This is a genomic window from Bacillus sp. AFS055030 (genome assembly GCF_002574545.1).
Taxonomy (GTDB): domain Bacteria; phylum Bacillota; class Bacilli; order Bacillales; family Bacillaceae_G; genus Gottfriedia.
Window position 1 is genome coordinate 1 of the sequence record NZ_NUGT01000051.1, and the last position, 8330, is coordinate 8330.

An 8330-nucleotide genomic window follows, 5' to 3' on the forward strand; every position below is an offset into this window, starting at 1 on the left:
TAAAAATATTAAAATGTTAAAATTAAATATTAATAAAATTGATTCGATGAACTAGAAAATTTAATTTTTATATAAATTCCCCTTCTTTTATTCAATAAATTAATTTTTATATTAAATAATTTTATTGTTGGACCATAAAAATAAAAAAAGACTCTTTAAAGAGTCTGTTTAAAAATCATTATGATTGCTCGCTCTTTTATTTATGAGCTATTAAGGATACTATTTTTTCTAATTATTCTGTTTCATCATCGACCAATACTCTCATTTCAATCAAAAATTCTTCTTTTTGATTCGGCGAATAATTATTATGTATTATTGACTCATAGATATCACTTTTAACTGTTAGTTGATGTTTGTCTATATAGTGAATAAGTCTTTGTAAGTTTTTAAAATAATCATCAGTTGATACACTCTTATAAGTTATACAGATGTATTTTCCTTCGGGGATGGTTGATACCTCGGTACCTGGTAATAGCAAAGTAGTTTGTTTTTTTGTTAATACGGGTGTAAATAAATATTGATAGGTAACTTCATTAATATGGGTATAAGACTTATATGGCACAATTGCACCATACCCATTGTTCCTAAAACCTTCTGTCGATGCAGCAAATTTTTTCAATTTACTGTATGAAGCGTTTAAAATATTTTTCGGGTCAATCCCAATAGCCTTTGTTTGAATGATTTGCATTTCTTCTTCATACGAAAAAAACACTTCACCAAATAGAGGGTAATCCTTTTGCTTTTGCAATCCTTTTTTTGCATTCGCGATAATTTTTTCAATTTCGATTAATGAATCAATCTTTTCTCTTACAATCTTTTCTTGTTCTGTTAAAAAGGCGAAAAATTCATCCCTTTTTAACGTTTGTACTTCTTTCATTTCTTCTAACGGTGTCCCAATATATTTCAATGATTTAATTAAATCGAGAAGATGAATTTGTGAGTCTTTATAATACCTGTAATTCGTATCTGGATCGACATACGCTGGTTTAAATAAATTGATTTTATCATAATATCGGAGTGCTTTTATCGAAATATTTACTAATTTAGAGACTTCACCTATTGTATATAGTTTTTCCTTCACTTAATTCACCTCCACATTCTTATTTTATCAAAAGCAGCATATTCTTTATTCGAAAATAAAGAATACGCTTTTTTATATTAATTATGCTGTTCGATAGACTGGCATTTTCCAAGCGATTGTTAAACCAACGCCACTCGCTAATAAGACTGTTGCAAAATAAAATGGATAGTTTAAGTCTATATCAAATAAGATTCCACCTATTATAGGTCCGATTACATTTCCAAAACTAGTAAACATCGAATTCATTCCGCCTACAAAGCCCTGTTCATTACCAGCAATTTTAGATAAATAAGTAGTCACAGCTGGACGCATTAAATCAAAACCTAAAAATACTGTAATTGTTACAAGTAAAATCGTAAAGTATGAGCTTACAATTGTCATTAAGAACACTAGTATTGTAGAAAGAATTAAACTATATCGGATAAGTCGAATTTCACCCATCCATTTTGTTAATCGATCAAATAATACTACTTGAGCAATCGCACCAACAATCCCTCCGCCAGTAATCATGATTGCTATGTCTTTTGGTGCAAAATCAAATTTATGATTTGTGAACAGTGAAAACAATGATTCGAAAGCAGACAAACCAAATTGTGAAATGAATATTACCATAAACGAGATAAAATACATCGGTGCAAAAATACGTTTGAATCCTGGTTTTTGTCCTTTTTCTTCAATATTTTCTTGATATCGTTCTGGCTCTGGAAGGAGTGTAATTGATAATATCCATGCGAATATCGCCAATCCTGCTGCAAAGAAAAACGGGATACGTGGACCATACTCTGCTAAAAATCCTCCAATTCCTGGTCCTACAATAAAACCTGTTGAAATGGCAGCTGACATATAGCCAAGTGCTTTTGCTCTCGTATCGACTGTTGTAACATCTGCGATAAATGCTGTTACAGCTGGCATTATGAATGCCGCACTTATGCCACCTAGCATACGTGAAATAAAAAGAACCTCTATCGTTTTACCCATTCCGAATAAAAACTCTGAGATACTAAAGATTATTAAACCGATTAGTATCATATTTTTACGACCGAACTGGTCTACCCAGCGACCTGCAATTGGTGAAAAAAATAATTGGGTAATAGCAAATGCAGCTACCATATAGCCGACAATTGTACCAGATATATTTAGCTCATTCATAATTGAAGGTGTTACTGGAATCACTAAACCGATTCCTAAAAATATAATAAACAAATTAATTAATACTAAAGTTAACATGATGTTTTGTTTTTTCATTTTAACTCAACTCCTTTTAAAACTCTACAAAACATAATGTAAAGCCTCCTCCAAGGGGAGAGTCAAATGATTTTTTTATTATATTTGTTTCTTTTTCATGAATTCGCTTTCAATTCGTAAAAATAAAAAAGGAGCCTCTTTTTAGAGAAGCTCATCATTATTAGTAATTTATATTCTTCAATCTAAAATCATTGATTGCTTTTAAAATGGTGATCTATTTAATGTTAATATTATTTAGCAGGATGAGTTTTTTGAAATGATCCTATAATACTTGATGTAGCAAAACCAAGGATTAGTGCAAATATTATATGTTGGTAAAGTCCAACATCACCAACTGCCCCCATACGATGCCAAATATCGTTTGGTAGCGATTTCCAAATAAACCATAAGCATGATGTTACGATAACTGTAATAATTGGTAAAGTGAGGCGTTTGCCAATCAATGAGGCAATAAACATCATGAATGTTAAACCAAGAATCGGTGTAGTACCAAAAAACCATTGAAGTATATGAAAATCGACGTTCTCCATCCAGATCCCTCCTCATTCTAATTATATGAGGTGGTTTTCCTAAAAAGTAATGAATTACTTTTAAATTAATAAAACATAAATAAAGTCAGGGCGCAATGTTTCATTAAAAGTCAAGATATTTCGTGAAACCCTTAATAATATTATATTTTTATTTAATGTCAGACATTATAAGAGTAAATTAAAAAAGGATTGATGAGCAGAATAATATATGCTCTATCTATCCTTTTTTTGTACTACAATTTACTACAACAACAAGTTGTAATGTTGTTGTAGTAACTCACTGTGTTAGTTGCATAAGTTTATTAGTTGCTTTTATGTAATTTTTGTTTATCGGTTGATATTATTGTATTTTGAGAAAAAAACATTCTAAAAATTAGAATTAAACTCACAAGAATACTTGTACCACTAAAAATTAAACAAACCTGTTGTAATGAAAAAACTTCTGCAAAAAATCCTAATAGTAGCGTTAAACCAATTTGAATCATACCAAGGAACATATCTGATAAACTACCGAATCTCCCCATTATCTCAGTAGGTACATATTTTTGAAAAAATGTAGCAAAGCCTGAATTTGTAAAAGACATAAAAAATCCTAAAAGTATGAAGGAAATACTTGCACTGAATAATCCTACTGAAGAATAAAAAGAAAAATAAAAAATAGTTGTAAATAGCATTCCAAATGCAGTGTAAATTCGAATGGAAACTTTTTCTGAAAATAACGTTGCTAGAAAAGAACCAGCTAAGGAACCTATTCCTGTTACACTTGTAATAAATCCATAGTCTCGATCCGTTAAATGTAAATGCTGTTTAATAAAAGTAGCTTCTTGTGAATCTAATGCGAATCCTATTAATAATGCTCCTTGAAACAGTAAAAATATTAGAATAAAAAACTTTGAAGCTTTCGCAAATTCAATAACAACTTTCCAGTCATTAATTAGTGTTTTCATTCTAACTACTTTCCTTGAACCAGCAGTGTTTACATCAATATTTGGTAGCAGGTAAATACAAAAAGCACATACAAAAAAGCTGAGTGCATTAATGAAGATACATAAATCTGTTCCGACAGTCATAATCAGGATTCCTGCAAGAGCAGGACCGAGTAAGAATGCACCCGAACCCGTCATACTCATTAATGAATTAAACCGTTGTTTTTTCTCGGAAGGTATTAACTTAGTTATATAAACGTTTGAACTTGGACCAAAAAACGAACTAAAAATACCTATTACTAATAAAAAACCATAAATACTCCAAATTGAAGTCAAGAATGGAATGACAAAAATCAAACTACCTCGAATAAGATCAACAGTTATCAAGATTTTTCTCTTGTTTACTCGATCAATAATACTTCCCGACCAAGTATTCGTTAATAGAGTTGCAATCGGTCTAATAACATAAATTCCTGCTACCGCCGAAGCAGAACCAGTTAAATTTAGAATCGCAATATTTAATGCAATTAAATAAATCCAGTTACCAAGATTGGAAATTCCAATTCCAATAATTAATAAAGATTGCTCTTTCCACTGACTCATTTTCACCCTCCTAACTTTTACCAAATCTTACTAATTTATTTTATCATAATTATTAGAATATAAAGATACTTAACAGGTACATATTACCTTATACAACTAATCTGCCAATTAGGTGTATAAGCTCGTCTTAAAAAAAGGAAATTTTTTATCTCTAAGAGAATCTAAATATAATAGATTTTTTGTATAAGGGTGAAGGGGATGAATAAAAATCTTAATAAAATTGCCCAAGAATTAGTAAATGCAAATTTTAATAATTATTGGGCAGGTTTTGAATCAGTTGCTTACGCATTGTATGATAATAGTTATGTGTATCTTTTCAACCATCCTAGAATGACGAAAACTCAACAAAATCAATATCAAATTTTACAGCGAGATGAACAATATAATGGTTGTACACTTATTCTTTATGATGATTATCCAACAGCAATTGTAGATCTCGAATTGTATGAGGACTATGGAAGTTTATTTTCTATTCTTGTACACGAATTATTTCACGGTTTTCAATATGTAAAGGGTGAAAAAAGGTTTGCGAATGAAACAATGGGAATCACTTATCCCTTATTAAAAGAAAATGTGGAATTACGAAATCAGGAAAGAGCTAGCCTTTTTAGCGCAGTGTTAGAAAATAATATTATTAATAAGAAACAATATCTTAATACTTTCATAGCATTTAGAGAAAAAAGAGCTACCATAATCAAGGATCATCTAGAGTACGAACATCTAATTGAAACAATTGAAGGACCTGCGTGGTATGTTGAGCTAAAGGCTTACTCGGAAAAAAGCCCAAATTCATACAATTCAGTTCTAAAAAAATATGGACAACACCTTATAGACAAATACGAATCCACGTCAGATATCCGAAAGAGTTGTTATAGTTCTGGATTATTTATGTGTTTATTACTTGATGAGTTTTCACCAAGTTGGAAAGAAAGTTTTTGGAATAAAGAAGAAACACTATACGATTTATTAAAGCAGTTTTCCGATGGAACTGTAAAAGTAAGTGAGGTAGAAATAACTCCCGAAACAGACGCAGTAATAAATTTTGCTATGCAAAGTAGAAAAAAAAGATTTGAAAATTTTGAGCAACAAAAAGGAATTCATCTATTTATTGAAGGTGAAATAACTGCAAAATCTTTTGATCCGATGAATATCGTTCCATTTGAAGATAGACTTTTACACAAGAATGTTATTCAAGTAAGAATTAACAATGAAGACTATCTTATTCAACAACCTGTTATTACATATTGGAAAGGCGGAATTCAAAATATAGTTAGATTACATATGATATTAAAAAATATTCCCATTGCAAAAATTGATGCTATTACAGTTGATGGTATAGGAGTAATAAAAGGAAGGTTTAGAAAAAAGGAAAATGCTATTTATTTATATGTAAATTAGTACCATTTCTTAAGTAACTAACGCAAGCGTTAGTTACTTAAGAAAAAAGAAAATAAAGAACAACTAATACCAATAGTTGTTCTTTATTTAGTCTAACTAGCTCTAATTATCCATACTTGAAATTTTATCAATAACAGTTAATGATAGTTGCTTTTTCATTTTAAAAGCAACTGTAAAGGATATGCATAAAAAGAAGGATGCGACTAGGAACACAGCAACACTACTAAAATATTCTCCAATTACACCCATTACCATTGTTGAGATACCAAAAGTAATCATAATTAATGCACCTTCAGCAGCATAAACTTTTGCTAAAATCTTGTCTTGAGCAATATTTTGAATAAGTGTATGAATAAAGATGTTATTCAATTCTTGAAAGATACCATAGATAGCGATGAATATTAGGGATACCCAAGGTATAGTGTTCAACCCGAACGCCAAGGTACATACAAAAATAAAAAAACTGCTTAAAATGATTACAAATGAAATCTTCTTCTCTAGAATTTCCGATCGTTTATAACCGTATATACCTGCCAGAAAAAAACCAATTAATAAACAAGTATTAATATATCCCCACCATTCCGTTCCTGCATTTAATCGATTTAGAATAAATGGATAAAGAATAGCAGAAACCCAAACAGGACTTGCTATTGCACTAAGGAAAATTAATAAGTGTATTGTACGCAAGGTCTTATTTTCAATAATTAACTTCCATCCCTCTACAATAGAAGATATTTTATTGTTATTTGATTCATTTTTTTCATCACTTGAATTCTCCAACTTTATTAAAGCGATTGTGTACGTTGATAACACATAGAGAGCAAATGTTAAACAAAATAAACCTTTAGAATGGAGAAGAGCAACTAATATTCCTCCTATTGCCCAACCAGCTAATTGAATAAATTGACTTAATGATGATAGTAGACTATTCGCTTTAATTAACTCTTTTTCAGAAACTAATCTTGGAATAATAGCACTACTCGCGGGGTTTGCCCAACCATCTAAAAATGAAATAGCAAAAACTATGATAAATATTAGATAAATCGAACGATCTGTCACATAAAATGACGTAAAGAGAGTGAGTACAAGTAAGACAAGCGTTTTATTAAGTTGTGAAAGGAATAGGATCTTCTTTAAATTGAATTTATCAATTAACAAAGGCGCTATTACACTACTCAAAAATCCCGAAACCATATTACAAAGTGGAACTAACGAAACAAAGAACATCGAATTTGTCACCTCATAAACAATGGAAATGAGAGCGACTATATAAAAAACATCCCCGGCATTCGCTAAAGTTTGTCCAAAGACTAAGAATCGAAATGAAAGATTTTTCAACTTAGACAACCCCTTTATTTAGTTATTCATATGACTAAAAAAAGTAAAAGGGTTTACATTGGATTCACTCCTTCATTTTGTTATATATATTTCTATTCTTTATTTAAATAAATAGTCCTTTCCTTATGAACCACACCACCTTTTAGTTGCATAAGAAAATCAACAATATACTTCAACATAACCTTCAACTTAAATTACTTAAACGATTCAAAGAAATTCGAAACCCATTTAGTATTATTTTCCGCAATATATTCTTCCGCTAGAATTAGTCTTTGCATAAGTTCTTCCTTAGATAATTTCATATATTTTTTTTGTAGACCATCCAGATTACGGTTTGGTTTTATTTTATGAAATTCAATGTCCTCGGTGGTAATTGAACGGTTACGATTAATTACTTCATCGTTGGCTTTTTGATACCATTGCCCAATAACATCATATTCAAAAAGGTCTGTGAACCATAGCCCTTCAGCTTCTTCATTATCTTCAAAACTCTCGGCTTTAACAAACTCTACGAAGTAATAATTGTTTTCATCTGAATAACTACCTGTATGATTTATTGCTGCTTTTAAAGTATATTTATTGAAAGAGTCTTGGTGATTCAATACAAACGAAGGTTTGTCCCACAGGCGAAAATAAAAGCGTTCACCAACCCGTTCAGGTTCATCGTAATGGAAACCTAAAGGTAACTTAACATTAGCTGTTTTCGCTTGCTCACAAGCTTTAAAATAAGCTTGCCGCAGGCGATTTATTTGATTCCAACGAAAATGTCCTTCTGCTCGGATCCGAGGAAGCAAAGGAACAATTGCGTCTGTCTCACTCTTGCGAGTGTTTTTTGCTTGTTCATTGGCTGCCCTAGTAAAAGAGAAATCTCTTGAATCGTAAGAAGGCATTGGAAGTATAAATCGATGAAAGTATCCTTGATGTTCTTGAAGTATTTTTGTTACAACCCATTTTCTAGTCACATAAGAACAAGTTCTATAACAACTCAATAATCTTGCCCTCATACCATCTGAGTGTTCTTCAAAAATTGAACCTTTAAGGTATTGATACATATGTGTTTCGGTATCAAAGTCGTCCATTCTTATTAAACCAAAGCATTCAAATAAATTGCATAAGCGTGTGTTAATGACTTTGATTATTTCTTCTATCGTCGCAACATCTGATCTCTTTTCTATATAAACTAGCATAGCTATAAATGTCAACCTAAGT

Annotated in this window: 6 protein-coding genes and 1 pseudogene; 1 reads left to right on the forward strand and 6 read right to left on the reverse strand. The window is 30.8% G+C overall.

Going from position 1 to position 8330, the window contains the following annotated elements:
* Positions 1–232: 232 nt before the first annotated feature.
* The 4 genes from CN925_RS15700 to CN925_RS15715 form a co-directional block, all read right to left on the reverse strand.
* A complete protein-coding gene (locus tag CN925_RS15700; protein WP_098847288.1) occupies positions 233–1081 on the reverse strand; it encodes a MerR family transcriptional regulator in 849 nt (282 codons plus the stop codon).
* Between the two features lie 81 nt (positions 1082–1162).
* Positions 1163–2326 (reverse strand): multidrug efflux MFS transporter NorA, encoded by a 1164-nt coding sequence (norA, locus tag CN925_RS15705; protein WP_098847290.1) that lies wholly within the window; start codon positions 2324–2326, stop codon positions 1163–1165.
* A gap of 230 nt (positions 2327–2556) precedes the next feature.
* A complete protein-coding gene (locus CN925_RS15710; protein ID WP_098847293.1) occupies positions 2557–2856 on the reverse strand; it encodes a hypothetical protein in 300 nt (99 codons plus the stop codon).
* Between the two features lie 302 nt (positions 2857–3158).
* Positions 3159–4385: an MFS transporter gene (locus tag CN925_RS15715; protein WP_098847296.1), complete on the reverse strand. Its 1227-nt coding sequence runs from the start codon at positions 4383–4385 to the stop codon at positions 3159–3161.
* Positions 4386–4583: 198 nt separating this feature from the next.
* Here CN925_RS15715 and CN925_RS15720 point away from each other — a divergent pair, with 198 nt between their 5' ends.
* Entirely contained in the window at positions 4584–5783 is a 1200-nt protein-coding gene (locus CN925_RS15720) for a hypothetical protein (protein ID WP_098847299.1), read from the forward strand.
* 102 nt (positions 5784–5885) lie between these two features.
* On the opposite strand, the gene CN925_RS15725 is transcribed toward CN925_RS15720, so the two are convergent.
* Positions 5886–7121, reverse strand: a complete 1236-nt coding sequence (locus CN925_RS15725) for an MFS transporter (protein ID WP_180232984.1) — start codon at positions 7119–7121, stop codon at positions 5886–5888.
* Between the two features lie 194 nt (positions 7122–7315).
* Positions 7316–8330, reverse strand: a pseudogene (locus tag CN925_RS21615) (hypothetical protein); the annotation flags it as partial.